18 protein-coding genes are annotated in these 21,476 nt (G+C 57.3%); 8 read left to right on the top strand and 10 right to left on the bottom strand.

The features are described 5' to 3' along the window. Positions 1-34: 34 nt before the first annotated feature. The 3 genes from yeiB to IM300_RS04545 all read right to left on the bottom strand — a co-directional run bounded on the left by yeiB (position 35) and on the right by IM300_RS04545 (position 3,130). Entirely contained in the window at positions 35-1,192 is a 1,158-nt protein-coding gene (gene yeiB, locus IM300_RS04535; protein WP_193035497.1) for a DUF418 domain-containing protein YeiB, read from the bottom strand. 18 nt (positions 1,193-1,210) lie between these two features. Further along, on the bottom strand, positions 1,211-1,879 hold the full coding sequence (gene folE / locus IM300_RS04540; RefSeq protein ID WP_064910334.1) for a GTP cyclohydrolase I FolE: 669 nt from the start codon (positions 1,877-1,879) through the stop codon (positions 1,211-1,213). Positions 1,880-1,981: 102 nt separating this feature from the next. After that, positions 1,982-3,130 carry a YbfB/YjiJ family MFS transporter gene (locus IM300_RS04545; protein ID WP_193035499.1) on the bottom strand — a complete coding sequence of 383 codons (1,149 nt, stop codon included), beginning with the start codon at positions 3,128-3,130 and terminating at the stop codon, positions 1,982-1,984. A 137-nt stretch (positions 3,131-3,267) separates the two neighbouring features. Here IM300_RS04545 and fghA point away from each other — a divergent pair, with 137 nt between their 5' ends. Next, positions 3,268-4,095 carry an S-formylglutathione hydrolase gene (gene fghA / locus IM300_RS04550; RefSeq protein ID WP_193035501.1) on the top strand — a complete coding sequence of 276 codons (828 nt, stop codon included), beginning with the start codon at positions 3,268-3,270 and terminating at the stop codon, positions 4,093-4,095. A gap of 268 nt (positions 4,096-4,363) precedes the next feature. After that, positions 4,364-6,349 carry a ligand-gated channel protein gene (locus tag IM300_RS04555; protein ID WP_047367964.1) on the top strand — a complete coding sequence of 662 codons (1,986 nt, stop codon included), beginning with the start codon at positions 4,364-4,366 and terminating at the stop codon, positions 6,347-6,349. A 54-nt stretch (positions 6,350-6,403) separates the two neighbouring features. On the opposite strand, the gene IM300_RS04560 is transcribed toward IM300_RS04555, so the two are convergent. Then, positions 6,404-7,873, bottom strand: a complete 1,470-nt coding sequence (locus IM300_RS04560; protein ID WP_063450324.1) for an amino acid permease — start codon at positions 7,871-7,873, stop codon at positions 6,404-6,406. A 180-nt stretch (positions 7,874-8,053) separates the two neighbouring features. After that, on the bottom strand, positions 8,054-8,920 hold the full coding sequence (gene yieE, locus IM300_RS04565; RefSeq protein WP_193035503.1) for a DNA-binding transcriptional regulator YeiE: 867 nt from the start codon (positions 8,918-8,920) through the stop codon (positions 8,054-8,056). A 97-nt stretch (positions 8,921-9,017) separates the two neighbouring features. Here yieE and IM300_RS04570 point away from each other — a divergent pair, with 97 nt between their 5' ends. Next, positions 9,018-10,064 carry a YeiH family protein gene (locus IM300_RS04570; protein WP_193035505.1) on the top strand — a complete coding sequence of 349 codons (1,047 nt, stop codon included), beginning with the start codon at positions 9,018-9,020 and terminating at the stop codon, positions 10,062-10,064. A 64-nt stretch (positions 10,065-10,128) separates the two neighbouring features. Further along, positions 10,129-10,986, top strand: a complete 858-nt coding sequence (gene nfo, locus IM300_RS04575; protein WP_193035507.1) for a deoxyribonuclease IV — start codon at positions 10,129-10,131, stop codon at positions 10,984-10,986. Between the two features lie 74 nt (positions 10,987-11,060). Here the strand turns inward: nfo and fruA are convergent, their stop codons facing one another. The 3 genes from fruA to fruB are packed head-to-tail and all read right to left on the bottom strand — an operon-like array spanning position 11,061 to position 14,831. Next, positions 11,061-12,746, bottom strand: a complete 1,686-nt coding sequence (fruA, locus tag IM300_RS04580) for a PTS fructose transporter subunit IIBC (RefSeq protein ID WP_063868295.1) — start codon at positions 12,744-12,746, stop codon at positions 11,061-11,063. 16 nt (positions 12,747-12,762) lie between these two features. Next, a complete protein-coding gene (gene fruK / locus IM300_RS04585) occupies positions 12,763-13,701 on the bottom strand; it encodes a 1-phosphofructokinase (protein WP_063450329.1) in 939 nt (312 codons plus the stop codon). Then, entirely contained in the window at positions 13,701-14,831 is a 1,131-nt protein-coding gene (gene fruB / locus IM300_RS04590; RefSeq protein WP_193035509.1) for a fused PTS fructose transporter subunit IIA/HPr protein, read from the bottom strand. The genes fruK and fruB overlap by 1 nt, the downstream gene beginning before the upstream one ends. 358 nt (positions 14,832-15,189) lie before the next feature. Between fruB and setB the strand changes: the two genes are divergently transcribed. Further along, entirely contained in the window at positions 15,190-16,371 is a 1,182-nt protein-coding gene (setB, locus tag IM300_RS04595) for a sugar efflux transporter SetB (protein WP_063450331.1), read from the top strand. Here the strand turns inward: setB and IM300_RS04600 are convergent. Further along, positions 16,368-16,622 (bottom strand): YkgJ family cysteine cluster protein, encoded by a 255-nt coding sequence (locus IM300_RS04600; protein ID WP_063450332.1) that lies wholly within the window; start codon positions 16,620-16,622, stop codon positions 16,368-16,370. The genes setB and IM300_RS04600 overlap by 4 nt on opposite strands. 164 nt (positions 16,623-16,786) lie before the next feature. Here IM300_RS04600 and yeiP point away from each other — a divergent pair, with 164 nt between their 5' ends. Then, positions 16,787-17,359 (top strand): elongation factor P-like protein YeiP, encoded by a 573-nt coding sequence (gene yeiP, locus IM300_RS04605; protein WP_014884579.1) that lies wholly within the window; start codon positions 16,787-16,789, stop codon positions 17,357-17,359. A gap of 116 nt (positions 17,360-17,475) precedes the next feature. On the opposite strand, the gene uxuA is transcribed toward yeiP, so the two are convergent. Then, complete coding sequence (uxuA, locus tag IM300_RS04610; RefSeq protein ID WP_193035511.1) at positions 17,476-18,666, bottom strand: mannonate dehydratase; 1,191 nt, start codon at positions 18,664-18,666, stop codon at positions 17,476-17,478. A 205-nt stretch (positions 18,667-18,871) separates the two neighbouring features. Here uxuA and IM300_RS04615 point away from each other — a divergent pair, with 205 nt between their 5' ends. Continuing rightward, positions 18,872-20,338 carry a mannitol dehydrogenase family protein gene (locus IM300_RS04615; RefSeq protein ID WP_193035513.1) on the top strand — a complete coding sequence of 489 codons (1,467 nt, stop codon included), beginning with the start codon at positions 18,872-18,874 and terminating at the stop codon, positions 20,336-20,338. Positions 20,339-20,461: 123 nt separating this feature from the next. Further along, complete coding sequence (locus tag IM300_RS04620; protein ID WP_193035515.1) at positions 20,462-21,448, top strand: GTP-binding protein; 987 nt, start codon at positions 20,462-20,464, stop codon at positions 21,446-21,448. Positions 21,449-21,476: the final 28 nt, after the last annotated feature.

Raw genomic sequence — 21,476 nt, forward strand, 5'->3', positions numbered from 1 at the left:
ACATCCGTTTTGTTAATGATTGTGATCCAGATCGTTATCTGGATGTTTTACGTAATGATGTACCCGACGCAAGGGCGGTTAGCTGGCGCCATACCCACTCCAGCGGGCCCTGGCGGAAATAGCGCAGCCAGACCACGGAAAACACTACGTTAACAATCCAGACCGGAATAACAAACGCCAGCAGCGTCAGGCGGTCGAATTTCATAAACAGGCCGAATCGGTAGAAAAGCGTGGTGCAGATCAGGGTTTGCAGAATGTAATTGCTTAACGCCATCCGTCCAACGCAGGCCACCGCGCTGACGATCCACAGGCGGGAGAGCCGCGGCCAGAAGCCGTAAATCAGCGCCGCATAGCCGATAGTCTGGAACGGCGCGCTCAGCTCGCGCGGTACCTGAAGCAGGAACGCACACCAGCGGTAATCCCAGTGAAGATGCCACTGCATAATCACCGCCGGGAGATTGACGATCACGCCGAGCAGCACCAGCCCTGCGCCCGTTCGACGATAGTGTCGCAGGCTAAACTCCCCTTTCAGCCAGCCGGTGCGCATTAGGGCTGCGCCCATCAGCATCATCCCCGCCAGCTGCCAGCCGTATTGCGCGCCCAGCGCCAGCAGGTTATCGCCGAGCATATCGGCCCGGTTGCCGATCGCCTCCATGCCGCCTTTCAGCTTCCAGAACTGCTCATATTGCAGGTTGGCCGCATCCGGGATCCACGACCGACTGGTAGCGCCATCGGCAATCATGCCGAGCAGCAGCAGCACGGCCAGCCCCATGACATAGAGCATCACGCCGGTATTAAACAGGCTTTTTACGCCGGGCGCGTCGCGGATCAGCCGCCAGCAAATAAGGCCTACCAGGCCATATGCGAGCAGAATATCGCCGTCCCAGAAAAGCAGCCCGTGAATAAAGCCAAGGATGACCAGCAGCGTTAAGCGCGACTGGATCCAGCGCGTACCGCGTTTAAGGAGAAGCTGAAGTCCGGCGCCAAAAAGAAGCGCAAAGAGGGTCAGGAATTTCACCTGAGCGAAGAGGTCGAGAATTGCCCACGTCCAGGCATCGCTGCGCGTGATGTCGCCATACCACGCAGGATTCAGATAAGCGGCCTTCGGCAGACCGAAGGCGCTGATATTCAGCAGCAGGATACCGAGAATGGCGACGCCGCGAACAAAATCGAGCGTGACGTTTCGCTCCATGGTCCCTGCCCTGTCTGATTAGTTGTGGTGACGCACGGCGCGCAGGAACTCCTGGCGGGTGTTCTGGCTCGATTTGAACAGGCCGCCCAGCGAGGTGGTGGTGGTCGCGCTGGTGGCATCACGCACGCCGCGCGCTTTCACGCAGTAGTGCACCGCGTCGATGGACACCGCCACGTTGTTGGTACCCAGCAGGGTTTGCAGCGCGGTCAGGATCTGCTGCGTCAGACGTTCCTGCACCTGCGGACGCTGGGCGAAGAACTGCACGATGCGGTTGATTTTGGACAGGCCAATAACCGTATCTTTTGGAATATAAGCCACCGTCGCTTTACCGTCGATCGTCACAAAGTGATGCTCGCAGGTGCTGGTCAGCGTGATATCGCGTACCGTCACCATCTCATCAACCTTCATCTTGTTTTCAATGACGGTAATTTTCGGGAAGTTCGCGTAATCCAGACCGGAGAAAATTTCGTCGACGTACATTTTCGCGATGCGGTGCGGCGTCTCCATCAGGCTGTCGTCGCTCAGATCGAGATTCAGCAGTTGCATGATCTCCGTCATATGGCCGGCGATCAGACTCTTGCGGGTAACATTGTCCAGCTCCTGCACGGGCGGGCGCAGTGGCGTTTCAAGACCGCGCGCAACCAGCGCTTCATGGACAAGGGCTGCTTCTTTACTGAGTGATGGCATTCTTTTCTCCTGCAGGTGTGGCGTCTTTTGCCCTCGTTGTGGCAAAAGTGTGCGCTCATTGTGCGTGAGGCGACGCACATAATCCAGTATTCACGACGATAATTATTGCAATTGCTGTTGCCTTTCAACCTGACGGTTCCAGACTAACGCCCCGCCAACGAACAGCGCGATCCCCGCCAGCCCCAGCGCAGGTTCAAGCCGGTGCGTGAGCCAGGTCGACAGCGCCGACGTGACCGGCCCCACCAGCTGGCCAATGGCATACCCGGTAGTGAGCAGCCCCGCCATATAGCGCGCGTGGTCTGGCGCCAGCTCGCGACCGTATAGCAGAGAGAGCTGCACGGCGCAAAGGAACCCGCCGCCCACCAGCATCCCTCCCGTCAGCAAACCGCCAATGCCCGGCAGCAGCCAGGCCGCCAGCACACCAATCCCCTGTAGCCAAAGGACAATCGCAAGCCTGCGGTTAGCGCTTGACGTATGCCGCAGGGCAATGCTGAGCGCAATTCCCACCACCGAAGCGGCGCCAAATATCGGCCAGACAAACTGCGCAAACAGGCTGCCGGGAAAACGCACCGCCGCCATTTGCGATAAAAAGGTCGCCGGAAGGATATAGCCGAATCCGGCCAGGCTGTAGCTCCAGACCAGACGCTTTAAATTTGCGGTCAGCCGCAGCGGCTCAGGAGCGGACCCCGGACGATGGAGCTGACCCGCGCGCGGCAGATACCGCGCTATCAGCGCAATCAGCACCAGCGCCAGGACGCCGTAGATTTGCCATGCCGCCCCGGCGGACAGGGATTTGGCATGAATATAGACCGCCAGCAGACCGCTCAGCGCAATGCCGGCGCCAGGTCCGGCAAAGACCGCCGCACTGAGCCCCGGCTTGCCCAACTGCCCCAGCCGCTCGTTGGTCCAGGCGGCAATCAGCACCATCGACCAGCCGCTCATGCAGCCAATCACGAAGCGCAGCAGGCCATGAACGACGGCGTTCTCTGCCGCTGCGGAGAGCAGCGTCAACGCCACCGCGCCGATAATCCCCAGCCAGAGACGCGTTTCAACGAAGCGATGGGCGCGCATGGCATCCCATGCGCCGACCAGATAGCCCAGATAGTTCATCGCCGCCACCAGACCCGCGCTGGTGAGCGTGAGTTGCCCGGCGGCAATCATCAGTGGCACCTGAGGCGTGAAGGCAAAGCGCCCTATCCCCATTGCCACGACCAGAACCACAAATCCGCTGAGCGCGATACGCAGCGCCATGATCGCTCCAATTGTTAAAGAAAAGTAAATTTATGATGCAACATCTCGTCGTCCTGCGAAAGTGAAAGTTGCTCACAGGTCAATGAAAACGCTGTATTATGCGTTATATGAATCGTCTTACCTTTAAGGAGCCCTGCATGGAACTGCTCGAAGAGCATCGTTGTTTTGAAGGTCGACAGCAGCGCTGGCGGCACGACTCCACCACGCTGAATTGTGCAATGACGTTCAGCATTTTCCTGCCCCCTGCGGAAAATCCACCGGTGCTGTACTGGCTTTCAGGCCTGACCTGTAACGACGAAAACTTCACCACCAAAGCGGGAGCACAACGTATTGCCGCTGAGCTGGGCATTGCCCTGGTGATGCCAGACACCAGCCCGCGTGGCGATGACGTGGCCGACGATGCCGGATACGATTTGGGTAAAGGTGCCGGATTCTATCTCAACGCCACCGAACAGCCGTGGGCGAGCCATTACCGCATGTATGACTACATTCGCGACGAACTGCCGGCGCTGGTGCAGTCTCAGTTTGCGGTCGGCGAGCGCTGCGCGATAAGCGGGCATTCGATGGGCGGCCACGGCGCGCTGATCATGGCGCTGAAAAATCCGGGTAAGTACGTCAGCGTGTCGGCATTTGCACCGATTGTGAACCCAACGCAGGTGCCGTGGGGGCAAAAAGCCTTTACGCACTATCTGGGGGACGACAGTCAAAAATGGCAGGAATGGGACAGCTGCGCGCTGATGCTGGCAAGCCGGACGGAAGATGCGATTCCGATGCTTATCGATCAGGGTGATGCGGATCAGTTCCTCGCCGGACAGTTACAGCCTGCGGTGCTGGCTGAAGCGGCGCGCCAGAAGGACTGGCCGCTGACGCTGCGCATTCAGCCGGGATACGATCACAGCTATTACTTTATGGCGTCCTTTATTGAAGATCATCTCCGCTTCCATGCGGAACATTTGTTCAGGTAAGTTCAGCCTTTTTGCCCGGTAGCCTCCTGCATACCGGGCCTTTCCCCTCCCCCTCATTTACATAATTCTATCCGCTTGAATCCAGGCTGGTTTCCTTTCATCTTCGTCAAACACAAATGATTTCAATTATCATTTGTGTTTACAATTCTACATTCTTTTGTACAATTCCAGGCTCTTCTCCATCTTAAAGAGTTCTTAAAAGACAAAAACATACAGTTCTCAGGGTTATCCCGATGGAGTTTTATTCATTTTTATACGGAATGTACAAATGACAATACCCCGCATTAAGCTCCTGGCCGTCGCCGTTGGCGCTGCCACATTCACCCCTCTCGTTCACGCAGCCGATCAGGACACCGTTGTCGTCACCGCGACGGGTTTTGAGCAAAAGATCCAGAATGCCCCCGCCTCCATCTCTGTTATTTCGAAACAGCAGATTGAAGATAAAGCCTACCGTGATGTTACCGATGCCCTGAGAGACGTCCCGGGCGTTGTCGTCACCGGCGGCGGGAGTAGCAGTGATATCAGCATTCGCGGCATGGCATCTCAGTACACCTTGTTCCTCGTGAACGGCAAACGCGTCAGTACGCGAAGCACCCGCCCAAACAGCGACAACTCGGGTATAGAGCAAGGCTGGCTGCCGCCGCTGGAGTCCATTGAGCGCATTGAGGTTATCCGCGGCCCGATGTCCTCACTTTACGGCTCCGATGCGATGGGTGGCGTCATCAACGTCATTACCAAAAAAGTCTCAAACACTAAAGCCTGGACCGGTTCGTTGCACGGCGATGCAACCTTCCAGGAAAACCATGATTCCGGCGATATCTTCCAGACCAACGCCTACGCTTCTGGTCCCCTGATTGACGGTCTGCTTGGCGCAAAAGTGACGGGGCTGTTGTCACGCCGCGCCGAAGATAAAATCGTGAACGGGTATAACGAGCAGAAAATGCGTAACGGTGGCATTACCCTGAACTTCACCCCGGATGAGAAGAACGATTTCGATCTTGATTTTGCTCGCGAGCTTCAGGACAGAAACAGCACGCCAGGGATGTCGAAAGCGGCTGAAACCTGCCGGGGAACGACCTGTAAGCCAAATACCAAAAGTGACTCGCGCTATGAGCACACGACCTACTCCTTAACCCACAGCGGGTATTACGACGACTTCAATACCACCAGCTATATCCAGCAGGAAGAGACCAATAATCCAGGTCGCAAAATGCGCTCGTATAACACCACCTTCAACAACCAGAACCAGATTTTCCTCGGCGATCATACGTTGACCCTCGGCGGGCAGTATCGGTATGAGAAACTGCGCGACAAGGGCAATCAGCTGGAAGCGGCGGACGGCCTGAACAAACTGACGCGCTGGAGCTGGGCCCTGTTTGCCGAAGATGAATGGTCAATGACGGAAAGCTTTACGTTGACCGGCGGCCTGCGCATGGACAAAGACCAAAACTACGGGACGAACTGGACACCGCGCGGTTACGGCGTATGGCACCTGGCCGATCACTGGACGTTGAAAGGCGGGGTTTCGGCTGGCTATCGTGCGCCGGATCTGCGTCAGTCGTCTGCCAGCTGGGGCCAGGTAACGGGTGGCGGCCGTCTTGACGGTATCATCGTCGGCAACCCGGATCTGAAACCAGAGAAGAGCCTGAGCGAAGAGCTCGCCCTGCTCTGGGATAACAACGATAACCTGAATGCCGGCGTGACGCTGTTCAATACCGACTTCAAGGACAAGATTACGGAAGTTCGCCGCTGTAACAGCAGCGCCGATCCCGCCTGTACGATTGGCGATCACAGCTATGATTTCGTGAGCGACCGGGTCAACGTGGATAAAGCCAACATGCGCGGCGTGGAGTCCTCCTTCGGCTGGAAAATCTCGCGCGATGTAAACTGGACCGCAAACTATACCTATACCGAATCCGAGCAGAAGAGCGGTCAGTTCTCAGGCAAGCCGCTGAACAAGATGCCGAAGCACATGTTCAACACCACCCTGGACTGGCAGGCGACGCCCGACGTCGGTTTCTGGAGCCGTCTGAACCTTCGCGGTAAAACGTCTGAGTACCTGAGCCGCACGTCAATGTCACAGGGCACGCCGTCCTACACTCAGGTTGATGTTGGTCTGCGCTACAACGCGAACAAAAACCTGTTGGTTACCGCCGGTGTGTATAACGTGCTTGATAAGCAGATTGACTACGACACGTATGACACCGTGCTGGACGGGCGTCGCTATACGGTTGGCATGACCTACAGCTTCTGATCTGCCCATAAAAAAGCCCGCTCGGTTGAGCGGGCTTAAAGAGAGGAAGTGCGGTTATTGCTTAAATCGTTCAGGGAAATCCATTTCACTGTAGCGAACGAAGCGTGTTCCTTTCGTCAGCTTGTAGCCAAACCAGATGAGCAGGAACAGCGGGATACCAATGTAGGTGGCCGTAACGGCGCCCCAGTCAATGGTGTCCGCAAGGAAGGCCTCATAGTTCTGACCCAGAGTAATGATCAGGCACAGAACGAAGGCGAAAATCGGCCCCAGCGGGAAGAACCCTGAACGGTACGGCAGGTTATTCAGGTCATGACCCTGCATGACGTAGCCGCGACGGAAACGGTAGTGGCTGATGGCAATGCCCAGCCAGGCGATGAAGCCCGTCATACCGGAGGTGTTAAGCAGCCACAGATACACCGTCTGGTTGCCGAACATGGAGGTCAGGAAGCACAGACCCGCAATCACCGTGGTCGCATACAGCGCGTTGCGCGGCACGCCACCGCGAGACAGTTTCGAGAAAATACGCGGCGCTTTGCCGTCGCAGGCCAGGGTATAGAGCATACGGGTGGAGGCGTACATGCCGGAGTTACCCGCAGACAGTACCGCCGTCAGGATCACCGCGTTCATCACCGCAGCCGCAGAGAGCAGTCCCGCGTGCTGGAAGACCAGGGTGAACGGGCTGACGCTGATGTCTTTTACATCGTTACGCAGCAGGCTTGGATCGGTATACGGAATGATCAGGCTGATAATCAGGATGGCGAACACGTAGAACAGCAGAATACGCCAGAACACCTGACGCACCGCGCGCGGAATAGTCTTCTCCGGGTTTTCGGATTCACCGGCCGCGATACCAATCAGCTCCGTGCCCTGGAAGGAGAAGCCGACAATCATCGCTACGCCAATCATCGCCGAGAAGCCCCCGGCAAACGGCGCGTCGCCAATGGTCCAGTTACTCCAGCCCGCTGGTTCAGCCCCTTTGAAAATACCAACGATCATCGCCACACCGACGACGATAAAGATGATGACGGTTGCCACTTTAATCAAAGAGAACCAGTATTCCGCTTCGCCAAAGCCGCGCACGGAGATGTAGTTCAGCAGGAAGATAACGGCCAGGAACAGCGCGCTCCAGATCCAGCCAGGCGTGTCCGGGAACCACCAGGTCATCACCAGCTGCGCGGCGACGAGGTCCACGGCGATAGTCACCGCCCAGTTGTACCAGTAGTTCCAGCCCAGCGCGAAGCCGAAGCCTTCCTCAACATATTTTTGTCCGTAGGTCGAAAACGACCCCGATACCGGCATGTAGGCCGCCAGTTCGCCCAGGCTGGTCATCAGGAAGTAAACCATCAGGCCAATCAGGATATAAGAGAATAGTGCCCCACCCGGGCCGGCTGCCGAAATCGTTGCGCCAGAGGCAACGAAAAGACCTGTACCGATGGAGCCGCCAATGGCGATCATCGTCAGGTGACGCGCCTTGAGTTCGCGACGTAGCGCGGGCGCTTCTGTGGTTTTAGTTTCTGAAACCATGTGAAAATGCTGTCCATTCAATAAATGAGGCGCGATTGTAGCAGACGATCCGCGTTCCTTCCGGCAGAAATGCTCAGTTATAAGAGAGCTTCATGACTCGGCCAGGATTATAAGTAAAGCATAAAAATGTGGGGTGGTAAGCGCACATAGCCCCGGTAAGCGAAGCGCCACCGGGAAATGTTAAATGGCGCAGTAGCGCAGAAAGCGCTGGAGCGAACTGGAAAGGTGTTTCTGACGATGATGGATGCACCACAGCGTACGCACCAGCTTCGGCAGCGGAATGGGGATCTCAACCAGCGAGCCGGTTTCCAGCTGTTCGGCAATCACCCGACGGGAGAGACAGCTGATGCCCAGACCATGACGCACGGCGTGCTTGATGGCCTCCGAGTTGCCTAGCTCCATTCCCAGCTGGAACTGCGGCAGATGGGACAACAGCAGATAATCGACGATTTCACGCGTACCGGAGCCCTGCTCGCGCAGGATCCACTGGGCCTGCGCCAGCCGTTCCAGCGTGACCTCGCCCTGTAACAGAGAAGAGGCCGGGGAAGCGAATACCACCAGCTCATCCTCCAGCCAGGGTTCCGCAATGATATCCACGTTGTGGCATGGCCCTTCGATAAGCCCGATGTCCACGCGGAAATCAATGACCGCGTTTATGACGTCCTGACTGTTGCCGACGCTCATCTCCAGCGGCAGGGTCGGAAAATCACGGCGGTAGCGGGCGATCACTTCCGGCAGAATGTAGTTACCGATCGTGCTGCTGGCAAAAACGCGAATAGCGCCGTTGTCCTCGCGGAACAGCTGCTCGATCTCCGTCGCCTGCTCCAGCAGCGCCAGCGCGCGCGGGTACAGCAGTCGGCCATGTTCGTTCACCACCAGCCGCTTCCCTACCCTGTCGAAAAGCTGGACGCCCAGCTGCCCTTCCAGATCGGTCAAGGCCGCACTGACGGCAGACTGCGAGAGCGCCAGCATTTGTGACGCCTGGGTCGTCGAGCCGCTTTTGAGCACTTCGGCAAAAACTTCCAGCTGACGCAATGTAATGTGCATGGTTGCTTACCACTTATAAAGATTGATTATAAATATATAATCAATTTTATTTTTAAGCCAGAGCGCCGTAACCTTTAGCCAGACAAAGGAGAAGGTTATGTCAGAAATCACCTTACAACATCATCGTACAGTGTGGCACTTCGTGCCGGGCCTCGCGCTCAGCGCCGTAGTTACCGGGATTGCCTTATGGGGCGGCAGTATACCGGCGGTTGCTGGCGCAGGGTTCAGCGCCTTAACGCTGGCCATTCTGCTCGGCATGGTAGTGGGGAATACCGTTTATCCGCACCTGTGGAAATCCTGCGACGGCGGCGTGATTTTCGCCAAGCAGCATCTATTACGTCTCGGGATTATCCTTTACGGCTTCCGACTCACCTTTTCGCAGATAGCGGACGTGGGCGTCAGCGGGATTGCCATTGACGTCCTGACCCTTACCAGCACCTTTTTACTGGCGTGCTTCATCGGCCAGAAGATCTTTGGGCTGGACAAACAGACCAGCTGGTTGATCGGCGCGGGCAGCAGCATCTGCGGCGCCGCCGCGGTGCTGGCGACGGAGCCGGTCGTTAAGGCCGAAGCCAGTAAAGTGACGGTCGCCGTTGCAACGGTGGTCATCTTCGGTACGCTGGCGATCTTCCTCTATCCGGCTATGTACCCGCTGGTGGCGCACTGGTTTAGCCCGGAAACCTATGGCATCTATATTGGCTCAACCATGCACGAAGTGGCGCAGGTGGTGGCGGCAGGTCACGCCATCAATCCGGAAGCGGAAAACGCGGCGGTCATCGCCAAAATGCTGCGCGTGATGATGCTGGCCCCGTTCCTGATTTTCCTCGCGGCGCGGGTTAAGCAGCTGGCTCCGGCAGGCGGCAGCGAGAAAAGCAAAATCACCATCCCCTGGTTTGCGATCCTGTTCATCGTGGTCGCTATCTTCAACTCCTTCCACCTGCTGCCAAACGCGGTGGTGGAGATGCTGGTGACGCTCGATACGGTGCTGCTGGCAATGGCGATGGCGGCGCTGGGGGTGACCACTCACGTCAGCGCGCTGAAAAAAGCCGGTGCGAAACCGCTGCTGATGGCGCTGGTGCTCTTCATCTGGCTGATTGTGGGCGGCGGCGCGATTAACCTTGCCGTGCACAGCCTGATGGCATAAACCATCTCGTCCTTCTCCTGTTAACCCGTTATCATAGGCGTTTCGGGTTAACAGGAGTCTTTTCATGAAATATGTTGGAGCGCACGTTAGCGCTGCCGGTGGCCTTGCGAATGCCGCCATTCGCGCCGCCGAAATCGAGGCGACCGCTTTCGCCCTGTTCACCAAAAATCAGCGCCAGTGGCGCGCAGCGCCCCTCACCGCAGAAGTGATTGACGATTTCAAAGCCGCCTGTGAAAAATACCATTACGGGCCGGGCCAAATCCTTCCCCACGACAGCTATCTGATTAACCTCGGGCATCCGGTGCAGGAAGCGCTGGATAAATCCCGCGAGGCGTTCCTTGATGAAGTGCAGCGCTGCGAACAGCTGGGGCTGACGCTGCTGAACTTCCATCCGGGAAGTCATCTGATGCAGATTGACGAAGACGCCTGTCTGGCGCGCATTGCCGAGTCGATCAACATGACGCTGGATAAAACCCAGGGCGTGACGGCGGTGATCGAGAATACCGCCGGTCAGGGCAGCAACCTCGGCTTTAAGTTTGAGCATCTGGCGGCGATCATCGACGGCGTGGAGGATAAATCCCGCGTGGGCGTGTGCATTGATACCTGCCACGCGTTTGCCGCCGGGTATGACCTGCGCACCACCGAGGCCACGAAAAATACCTTCGAGGAGTTCGAGCGCGTTGTTGGCTTTAAATATCTTCGCGGTATGCACTTAAACGATGCGAAAAGCGGGTTCGGCAGCCGCGTTGACCGTCACCACAGCCTGGGCGAAGGCAATATCGGCCACGATGCGTTCCGCTTCATCATGCAGGACGCCCGCTTCGACGGCATTCCGATGGTGCTGGAAACCATTAATCCGGATATCTGGGCGGAAGAGATTGCCTGGCTGAAGGCACAGCAAACCGCTGAACAGGCGGCATAAAAAAAGCCGGGCGCTTAACGCGACCCGGCTTTTTTGTAGGTCGGGTAAGGCGAAGCCGCCACCCGACACCTCATTCAGGCTGCTTTTGCTACCGCTTCCGCTTCAGGACGCTTCAGCACCGCGTAAGACAGGCCCGCCACCAGCGTACCGGCAACAATCGCCAGCAGATAACCCAGCACCGGAGTAATCGCGCCTGGGATCAGCAGAACGAATAGACCGCCGTGTGGTGCCATCAGCTTCGCGCCAACCGCCATGGAGATAGCGCCAGTGACCGCACCGCCCACGATACAGCAGGGCAGAACGCGCATTGGATCGCGCGCCGCAAACGGGATTGCGCCTTCGGTGATGAAGCACAGGCCCAGCACCAGCGCCGCTTTGCCGCCTTCCTGCTGCGCTTTATCGAACTTACGACGGGCAATGAGCGTCGCCAGGCCGAGCGCCAGCGGTGGCACCATACCTGCTGCCATGATCGCCGCCATCGGCGCGTAGGTCTGGGTACTCAGCAGGCCAACGCCAAAGGCATAAGCCGCTTTGTTTACCGGACCACCCATGTCGGTACACATCATACCGCCGAGGATAGCGCCCAGCAGAACCGCGTTCGCCGTTCCCATGGTTTGCAGCCAGTGGGTCAAGCCTTCCAGAATGCCCGCGACCGGTTTACCAATCAGGTAGATCATCGCCAGGCCCACGACCAGGCTTGAGATCAGCGGGATGATCAGGATAGGTTTCAGTGCTTCCATACTCTGCGGCAGCTTCAGCTTCGAGCTGATCAGCTTCGCCACGTAACCCGCAAGGAAACCGGCAATGATACCGCCGATAAAGCCAGAACCAGTGCTCACGGCCAGCATACCGCCGATAAGACCCGGGGTCAGGCCCGGACGGTCAGCAATGGAGAAGGCGATAAAGCCCGCCAGCACCGGCACCATCAGCGCGAACGCGGAGCCGCCGCCAATCTGCATCAACGCCGCCGCCAGCGTGCCCGGCTCTTTAAACGCCTCGATACCAAAGGCGAAGGAGAGCGCAATGCACAGGCCGCCCGCTACCACCATCGGCAGCATGTAAGACACGCCCGTTAACAGGTGACGATAGGCACCCGCAGACTCTTTCTTGCCTTCGGCTGGCGTTTTCGCCGCACCGGTTGCCTGATAAGGTTTGGCTTCCGCCAGCGCTTTATCAAACTCCTGCGCGGTTTTCTTCAGCGCCAGGCCGGTAGAGGTGCGGTACATCGGCTTACCGGCAAACTTCGCCAGATCCACTTCGATATCGGCCGCCACAATCACCAGATCGGCTTCTGCCACCTCTTCCGGCGTGATGGCATTGCCTGCGCCCACGGAGCCGCGGGTTTCAACCTTCACCCACCAGCCGCGTTTTTTCGCTTCGGTTTCAATGGCTTCAGCCGCCATAAAGGTGTGAGCCACGCCCGTCGGGCACGCCGTTACCGCGACAATGCGTTTCGGGCCAGTGGCTGCAACCGGCGCCGCCTCAACGGGGGCGCTGTAGACCGTCGCATGGCCTTTTGCTTCGCTCAGAAACAGTTCAGGGTGAGCCACCGCGCGATTAATATCGCCCAGCCACACCTTTTTGCCGTTCAGGGCGCTGTCAGCGGGGATTTTGTCACCCAGAACAATCGCCATTTCGGCATCACCCGGGTTATCAATGATATCCAGGTGCGCTTTTTGTGCCGCCGCGCCCAGCAGGGTCTTCGCCATGTAGGCACGAGCCTGTCCGAGACCGGAGTCAATGATCAGCAGCGTTTTCATTATTCCTCTCCTGCTGTTAGTTAAAAGGTTTTAAGTCAACGCGCGCCATCATCGCGGCTAACTGGGTACGATCGGTAATGCCGACGTTGCTCTGGCTCACGGCCAGGGCCGCCACGGCGGTAGCAAGACGTAAGGTGTGTTCGCTGGATTCGCGCATCAGCAGGCCATAGATCAGGCCGCCAACCATTGAATCCCCGGCACCCACGGTGCTGACCACTTCCATTGACGGCGGTTTGGCAATCCACTCCCCGGAGGCGTTCACCCACAGGGCACCTTCTGCGCCAAGCGAAATCACCACGTGAGCAATACCCTGCTCGCGCAGCGCATGGGCAGCTTCAATCACATCTTTTAATTCTGGCAGCTTACGGCCCGCCCAGATCTCCAGTTCACGGCGGTTAGGCTTAACCAGCCACGGAGAGGCTTTCAGACCGGCGACCAGCGCGTCGCGGCTGCTGTCGAAAATAATGCACGGGCACTGGCTGCGCAGGCGCGTCATCCAGTCGGTGAACGCTTCCGGGCTAACGCCGGACGGCAGGCTGCCGCTGACGCACACCATGTCAAACTGGCCCAGCCAGCTCAGGGAATCGGCAACGAAGCGCTCCCAGTCAGCCGGCGTCACTTCGAAGCCGGAGAAGTTCAGATCGGTCACTTCACCGTCTTTCTCGGTCAGCTTAACGTTGATGCGGGTACGGCCCTGCACAACCTGAAAACGGTTGGCGATGCCCAGCTCGCTGAACAGCTGCTGAAAGCCGTCCTGGTTATCTTTGCCGAGGAAGCCGCCAACGGTGACGTCGATGCCGAGATCTTTCAGCACTTTCGCCACGTTAATGCCTTTCCCTGCGGCATGCAGGCCGGTAGTCCGAACCAGGTTGACTTCACCGCGCTCAATTTCCGGGCAGAAGCCTACCAGATCGTAAGCCGGGTTCAGCGTAATGGTTGCAACACGTCTGCTCATTATGCGCCCTCCCCCAGACCGGCCGCGATGGCATCGCCAATCGCCTTCAGCGCCTGTTCAGCATCTGCACCCTGCGCGGTGAAACGCAGACGATGGCCTTTCTTCACGCCCAGCGCGACAACTTTCATCAGGCTGCGCCCGTTGGCAGGTTTACCCGAACCGTCCAGATTGGTCACGGTGATCTCACTTTCAAATTGTTTGATGGTATTCACCAGCATGGTGCCCGGACGGGCATGCAGGCCGTGTTCGTTACGCACCACGTACTCTGCGCTCAGCAGGTCGTCCGTCAGCGCATCGTCGCTGGTCAACAGGGCCAGCACCGTCGCCGCGTCGGCGTTCAGCAGTTTTTCAGCTTTATTGTTCAGCAGCAGATCGCTCAGACGCTTCAGCACGGCAACCGGCTGGTCGTCAGCCATGACGACGGTCACCAGCATCGCGGCGCGCTCGCCGTCTGTCTCAAAGGCAACAGCCGCCCGGCTGACGGCGATAGCGCTACGCAGGTTGCCTTCAGCACTGTCGTTCAGCCAGATGCCCTGCCCCAGGTTTAAAGGCTTATCATTGATGGTGCGCGTCACAAAAGCGGTATCCGCCGCCCCCACCTCTTTCAGACGAGCCGCGTTCAGCGCCTGGAGCGTCACCAGATCGGACGCCACGACGTCCAGCGTCAGGGTTTCATTGTCCAGCCTCAGCGCTTCGCTCTGTTTTTCGCCCATCAGCAAAGCACGCAGCTCTTCAGCCGTAGTCGCAGATTTAAGCTGTTCCGCCACGGCATCATCGCTCAGCACGTGCGTCAGCTGACGCAGCAGGCCCAGGTGTTCATCACCGCTGGCCGCGATGCCGATCGCCACGTAAGCCACCTGACCCTCGCCCCACAGTACGCCCTGCGGGAACTGGAAGACCTGCACGCCGGTTTTCAGCACCTGATCGCGGGTGTCGGTGGTGCCGTGTGGGATAGCAATACCGTTACCGAGGAACGTGGACGTCTGCTGCTCGCGTGCCAGCATGCCGTTGACGTAGCCGTCAGCCACGTTGCCTGCCTGCACAAGCGCAGCAGCAACCTGGCGAATAGCCTCTTCTTTATTCCCGGCCTGTTCGCCCGGGTGGATATCCTGAACAGATAACTGGAACATGATTCTCCTCTCCTGCTGAAATTGAATCGTTTCAGCTTAACTGAGAAAATAAGCGCTAAACTGCTTCATCTCGACGTGCAAGATAGCGCTGAAACGTTTCAAGAAGTCTTGTCTTTTCTACAACAGGTTGCAAGAAAAGTTACATTTCTTGTTGCAGAATTTAGAAGTGCAGCACATTTCTTCTTCAGCTCAGGGGATTTTGCTGATGTTCAGCAAACAGGTTCAGCACGCTTCAGCGAGGCGGCGCGAAAGTGAAATGCCATTTTGATTTTTTGTAGCAATCTTGACTTTACCCTCTGTTTATTTAATGACGGGCGGCGTAAACTCCGCCTCTCTCTGTTACTCGCAAAGACTGAACATGCATAACACCCCCGCTGCCGCCTCACCAAAGCCCTTTGATTTGACGTCAACGGCGTTTTTGATTGTTGCTTTCCTCACCGGTATCGCCGGTGCGTTACAAACGCCTACGCTGAGCCTGTTTCTGACCAACGAAGTTCACGCCCGTCCGGCGATGGTCGGCTTCTTCTTTACCGGGAGCGCCATCATTGGCATTTTCGTCAGCCAGTTTCTTGCTGGTCGTTCAGACCGAAAAGGCGATCGCAAAAGCCTGATCGTTTTTTGCTGCCTGCTCGGGGTGTTTGCCTGCCTGCTGTTTGCCTGGAACCGTAACTACTTCATTCTACTGTTTGTGGGCGTCTTCCTGAGCAGCTTCGGCTCTACCGCCAACCCGCAGATGTTCGCCCTTGCCCGCGAGCACGCGGACCGCACCGGGCGGGAAGCGGTGATGTTCAGCTCAATACTGCGTGCTCAGGTGTCGCTGGCCTGGGTAATTGGTCCCCCGCTCGCCTACGCGCTGGCGATGGGTTTTGGCTTTACGGTGATGTACCTCAGCGCAGCCGTGGCCTTCGTGGTGTGCGGCGCGATGGTCTGGTTCTTCCTGCCCTCCATGCGTAAAGAGCCCAAAGTGGCGACCGGCACGCTGGAGGCACCGCGACGTAACCGGCGCGACGCGCTGCTGTTATTCATTATCTGTACCCTGATGTGGGGAACGAACAGCCTCTATATCATTAATATGCCGCTGTTTATTATTGATGAGCTGCATCTGCCGGAGAAGCTGGCCGGGATCATGATGGGAACCGCTGCGGGGCTTGAAATCCCAACCATGCTGATTGCGGGCTATTACGCGAAGCGCTTCGGCAAGCGCTTTTTGATGCGCATCGCCGCCGCTGCCGGGCTGCTGTTTTATGTCGGTATGCTGACGGTCCATACGCCAGCGCTGCTTCTTGCTTTACAGCTGCTGAACGCCATTTACATCGGCATTCTGGCCGGTATCGGCATGCTCTATTTCCAGGATCTGATGCCGGGTCAGGCGGGCTCTGCCACCACCCTTTATACAAATACCACCCGTGTGGGCTGGATTATTGCAGGCTCACTGGCAGGCGTGGTGGCTGAAATCTGGAACTATCATACGGTGTTCTGGATTGCGCTGGTGATGTGCGTCCTGACGCTGAGCTGCCTGACGCGCATAAAAGACGTTTAAGGCGCGGTGAGCGCTTCCAGCTCAAGCAGATAAGTAATGGCCTGCTGGCGCGTACTGCCGCACATTTCGGCGGTTGGCTGTAGCCCGGAGCATACTTTTGGGCGTAACGGCGAGCCAAAGATCATGCACAGGTTGGATTCCGAAAGTTGAACGCAGCGGGTATTGGCAGGCTTGCCGTCCGGCATGCCTGGAATGGGACTTGAGATGGACGGTGCGGTACAGCACGCGCCACAATCGGAACGACAATCCATACATGCTCTCTGTGGGTGGCAAATGCCCGCGTGGTCGGGCATTGCGCGCACAGTAACACCTTTTATGTATTGATAGCAAAAGCCACGAATTCCGCTTGCCTGAAAGGCCGCGCGCGAGTAATTTGGCGCGATATTTTTTACCTCCCGTATACAGGATTACTGCAATGCCAAGAGCGAACGAAATTAAGAAAGGTATGGTACTGAATTACAACGGCAAACTGCTGATTGTGAAAGATATCGACATTCAGGCACCAAGCGCCCGTGGCGCAGCAACGCTGTACAAAATGCGTTTCGCCGACGTCCGTACCGGCCTGAAAGTGGAAGAACGTTTCAAAGGTGACGATATCGTGGATACCGTGACCCTGACCCGCCGCTACGTTGATTTCTCGTATGTCGACGGTAACGAATACGTGTTCATGGATAAAGAAGATTACACCCCGTATATCTTCACCAAAGACCAGATCGAAGAAGAGCTGCTGTTTATTCCTGAAGGTGGAATGCCGGACATGCAGGTGCTGACCTGGGATGGCGTGCTGCTGGCGCTGGAGCTGCCGCAGACCGTTGATCTGGAAATCGTGGAAACGGCGCCGGGCATCAAAGGCGCGTCTGCAAGCGCGCGTAACAAACCGGCTACCCTGACGACCGGTCTGGTCGTACAGGTGCCTGAATACCTGTCCGCGGGCGAGAAGATCCGCATCCATATCGAAGAAAAACGCTATATGGGTCGCGCTGACTGATAGTGGCGTTTGCCGGGTGGCGGCTTCGCCTTACCCGGCCTACAAATACACAAAAACCGGCTTCAGAGCCGGTTTTTCGTAGGCCCGGTAAGCGAAGCGCCACCGGGCAATTCCGTCTACAGAAGCTCAGGATATTTGGTCATTTTCAGCGCCAGCTCAATACCGCGCACTTCCGCCATGCCCTTCAGACGACCAATCGCCGAATAGCCCGGATTCGTTTTCTTGCGCAGATCGTCCAGCATCTGGTGCCCGTGATCCGGACGGAACGGGATAGGACGCATATCGCCCGCCTGTTTACGCCGTACTTCTTCAGCCAGAATGGCATCTACCACCGCAACCATATTCACGTCACCGCCAAGATGCGCGGCTTCGTGGAAGGTTTTCGGGTTCTCTTCCCGGCAGGTTGCGCGCAGGTGGGTAAAGTGAATGCGATCGCCGAAGGTTTCGATCATCCGCACCAGATCGTTATCCGCACGCACGCCATAGGAGCCCGTACACATGGTAAAGCCGTTGTAGATGCTATCCACCGTCTCCTTCAGCCACTGCATATCGTCGATTGTCGACACGATACGCGGCAGGCCAAGGATAGGACGCGGAGGATCGTCCGGATGGACCGCCAGGCGCACGCCCGCTTCTTCGGCCACCGGCACGATAGCGCGCAGGAAATGCGCCATGTTTTCACGCAGCTGGTTTTTATCGATATCGCCGTATTCCGCCAGGCGCGCGCGGAACTGGTCGAGGGTGTATCCTTCTTCCGCCCCCGGCAGGCCCGCGATGATATTGCGGACCAGTTTGTCTACGTCCGCTTCACTGGCGGCTTTAAACCACGCCAGCGCCTGCTGCTGCTCTTCGGCGGTATAGTCGGCTTCCGCGCCTGGACGCTTCAGAATGTGCAGCTCGAAAGCCGCAAACGCGATTTGATCGAAGCGCAGCGCTTTCGAACCATCGGCCATTTCATATTCCAGGTCGGTACGCGTCCAGTCCAGAATCGGCATAAAGTTATAGCAAACGGTATCAATACCGCAGGCCGCGAGGTTACGAATGCTCTGCTGATAATTCGCAATCCAGGTTTCACACTCGCCGGAGTGGGTTTTAATGTCTTCGTGAACCGGAATACTTTCCACGACAGACCAGGTTAACCCCTTCTCAGCCAGCTGTGCCTGACGCTTTTGAATTTCCTCAACCGGCCACACCTGACCGTTCGGAATATGATGCAGCGCCGTGACCACACCCGTTGCGCCAGCCTGACGCACATCATCAAGAGAAACCGGATCGTTCGGCCCGTACCAACGCCAGGTTTGTTCCATTGCCCCACCCTCTCAAGTTGTTATACCAATATATGTTAGCTCAATGACGACTACCATACATGTTTAATCGGAGTGGTCAACACAGCGCGCGACATTGATTGATCAAACTCACATAACAGGGATATTTACGGCTTACCAATTTAATTTGTTGTCATATAACTTTACACTGGCGTTGTTAATTAATGGTTAATCAGGTGTGTACTACATGAAGACTATTGCCTCCACCGCGCTTCCTGCTCATGTCCAGCAGCCCCGCTACGATCGCCAGCAGTTACGCTCCCGCATCGTCCATTTCGGCTTTGGCGCGTTCCACCGGGCGCATCAGGCGTTGTTAACAAACCGGGTGCTGAACGCCAAAGGAGGCGACTGGGGAATATGTGAGATTAGCCTCTTTAGCGGCGATGTCCTCATGAGCCAGCTCCGGGCGCAGGATCATCTTTTTACCGTGCTGGAGAAAGGTGCCGAAGGCAACCAGCCGATTATTATTGGTGCGGTAAAAGAGTGCCTGAACGCAAAAATTGACTCGCTGGCGGCCATTATTGAAAAGTTCTGCGAACCGCAGGTAGCAATTGTCTCCCTCACCATAACCGAAAAAGGCTACTGCATCGATCCGGCGACGGGAAAGCTGGATATGCAAAACAGCCGCATCCTTCACGATCTGGAGCACCCGTCTGAGCCGCATTCCGCGCCGGGCATTCTGGTCGAAGCGCTTCATCGCCGCCGCGAACGGGGCCTGCCGGCGTTTACCGTGCTCTCCTGCGACAATATCCCCGACAACGGTCACGTGGTGAAAAACGCCGTACTTGGCATGGCCGCAAAGCGTTCCGCAGAGCTGGCCGGATGGATAGAGACGCACGTGAGCTTCCCCGGCACCATGGTCGACCGAATCGTGCCCGCCGCCACCGACGCCTCGCTCGCGGAAATCACCCGGGAGCTGGGGGTTGACGATCCCTGCGCCATCAGCTGTGAACCGTTCATTCAGTGGGTGGTGGAAGATAATTTTGTCGCCGGGCGCCCGGAGTGGGAGGTTGCAGGCGTACAGATGGTTGACGACGTCCTGCCCTGGGAGCAGATGAAGCTGCGGATGCTGAACGGCAGCCACTCCTTCCTCGCTTATCTGGGCTACCTTGCCGGTTACGCGCACATTAATGAATGCATGCAGGACGACAGTTTCCGCGAGGCAGCCCGCAGACTGATGCTGAATGAGCAGGCCCCTACGCTGCGCATCACCAACGTCGATCTGACGGCGTATGCCGACAGCCTGCTTGACCGCTTCGCCAACCCGGCGCTACAGCACCGTACATGGCAAATCGCCATGGACGGCAGCCAGAAGCTGCCTCAACGCATGCTGGATGGGATCCGCGTCCATCTTGAACGTAAGACCGCCTGGCCACTTCTGGCGCTGGGGGTGACGGGCTGGATGCGCTACGTCAGCGGTACGGATGAACAGGGCAACGCCATCGACGTGCGCGACCCTCTGAGCGAAAAGTTTCAGGCGCTTGCTGAAGCCAGCAGCGACGCGGAACGCGTTAATGCCCTGCTGGCGCTTAAAGAAATCTTTGGCGATGACCTGCCGCAAAACCCGGTGTTTGTCGAGGCGATAACCGGAGCGTACCAGCGCCTCGTCCGGCTCGGCGCGCGTCAGGCCGTTATCGAAACGTTAAAAATTTAGCGATTATTGCGTTTAAGGCGAACGGTTATGCGCTCCGTTCGCCCTCCCTCTTCTCAATGCCCGTTTTTTTCGTCAGGATGATAGAGAATTGTTACGACATCACAATTATCTATCGGAGCGCACGTGACCAAAACCAACCTGATCACCGGTTTTCTCGGCAGCGGTAAAACTACGTCCATTCTGCATTTGCTGGCCAATAAAGATCCGGCGGAAAAGTGGGCCGTGCTGGTCAACGAATTTGGCGAAGTGGGGATCGACGGCGCGTTGCTCGCCGACAGCGGCGCAATGGTGAAAGAGATCCCGGGCGGGTGCATGTGCTGCGTGAATGGTCTGCCGATGCAGGTCGGCCTGAATACGCTGCTGCGCCAGGGTAAGCCGGACCGCCTGCTGATTGAGCCCACCGGCCTGGGTCATCCGAAGCAAATCCTTGATTTACTCACCGCCCCGGTATACGAGCCATGGCTTGAGCTGCGCGCGACGCTTTGCCTGCTTGATCCCCGCCAGCTTCTGGATGAAAAAGCGATCGGTAACGACAATTTCCGCGATCAGCTCGCATCGGCAGACATTATCGTGGCGAATAAATCCGATCGCGCGACGGCCGAGAGCGAGGCCGCGTTTGAGTCCTGGTGGCAGCAGGCTGGCGGTGGACGTCGGTATGTTCAGACAACCCAGGGCAACATTGACGGCGTCCTGCTCGACCTTCCCCGCCTCAACCAGACGCAACTGCCCGCCAGCGCAGAGCATTCCCACAGCCACGGCGTGAAGCAAGGCTTGGCCGCACTGAGCCTGCCGGAACATCAACGCTGGCGCCGAAATCTGAACAGCGGCCAGGGGCACCAGGCGTGCGGATGGATCTTCGATGCCGATACGGTTTTCGACACCATTGGTATACTGGAGTGGGCGAGACTGGCTCCGGTTGAGCGGGTAAAAGGGATCATGCGCACCCCGGATGGTCTGGTTCGCATTAATCGTCAGGGCGAGGATTTCTTCATAGAAACCCAGAACGTCGCACCGCCGGACAGCCGGATAGAGTTAATTAGTGCGGTTAATACCGACTGGAATGCCCTCCAGTCAAGCCTGTTGAAGCTTCGTTTAAGTTTGGGCGGCTAACGTTGCCGCTGGTTTTATTCAGTGCTGA

Origin of the sequence: Enterobacter cloacae complex sp. I2 (assembly GCF_014896205.1) — a bacterium.
In the GTDB taxonomy this organism is placed as follows: domain Bacteria; phylum Pseudomonadota; class Gammaproteobacteria; order Enterobacterales; family Enterobacteriaceae; genus Enterobacter; species Enterobacter quasihormaechei.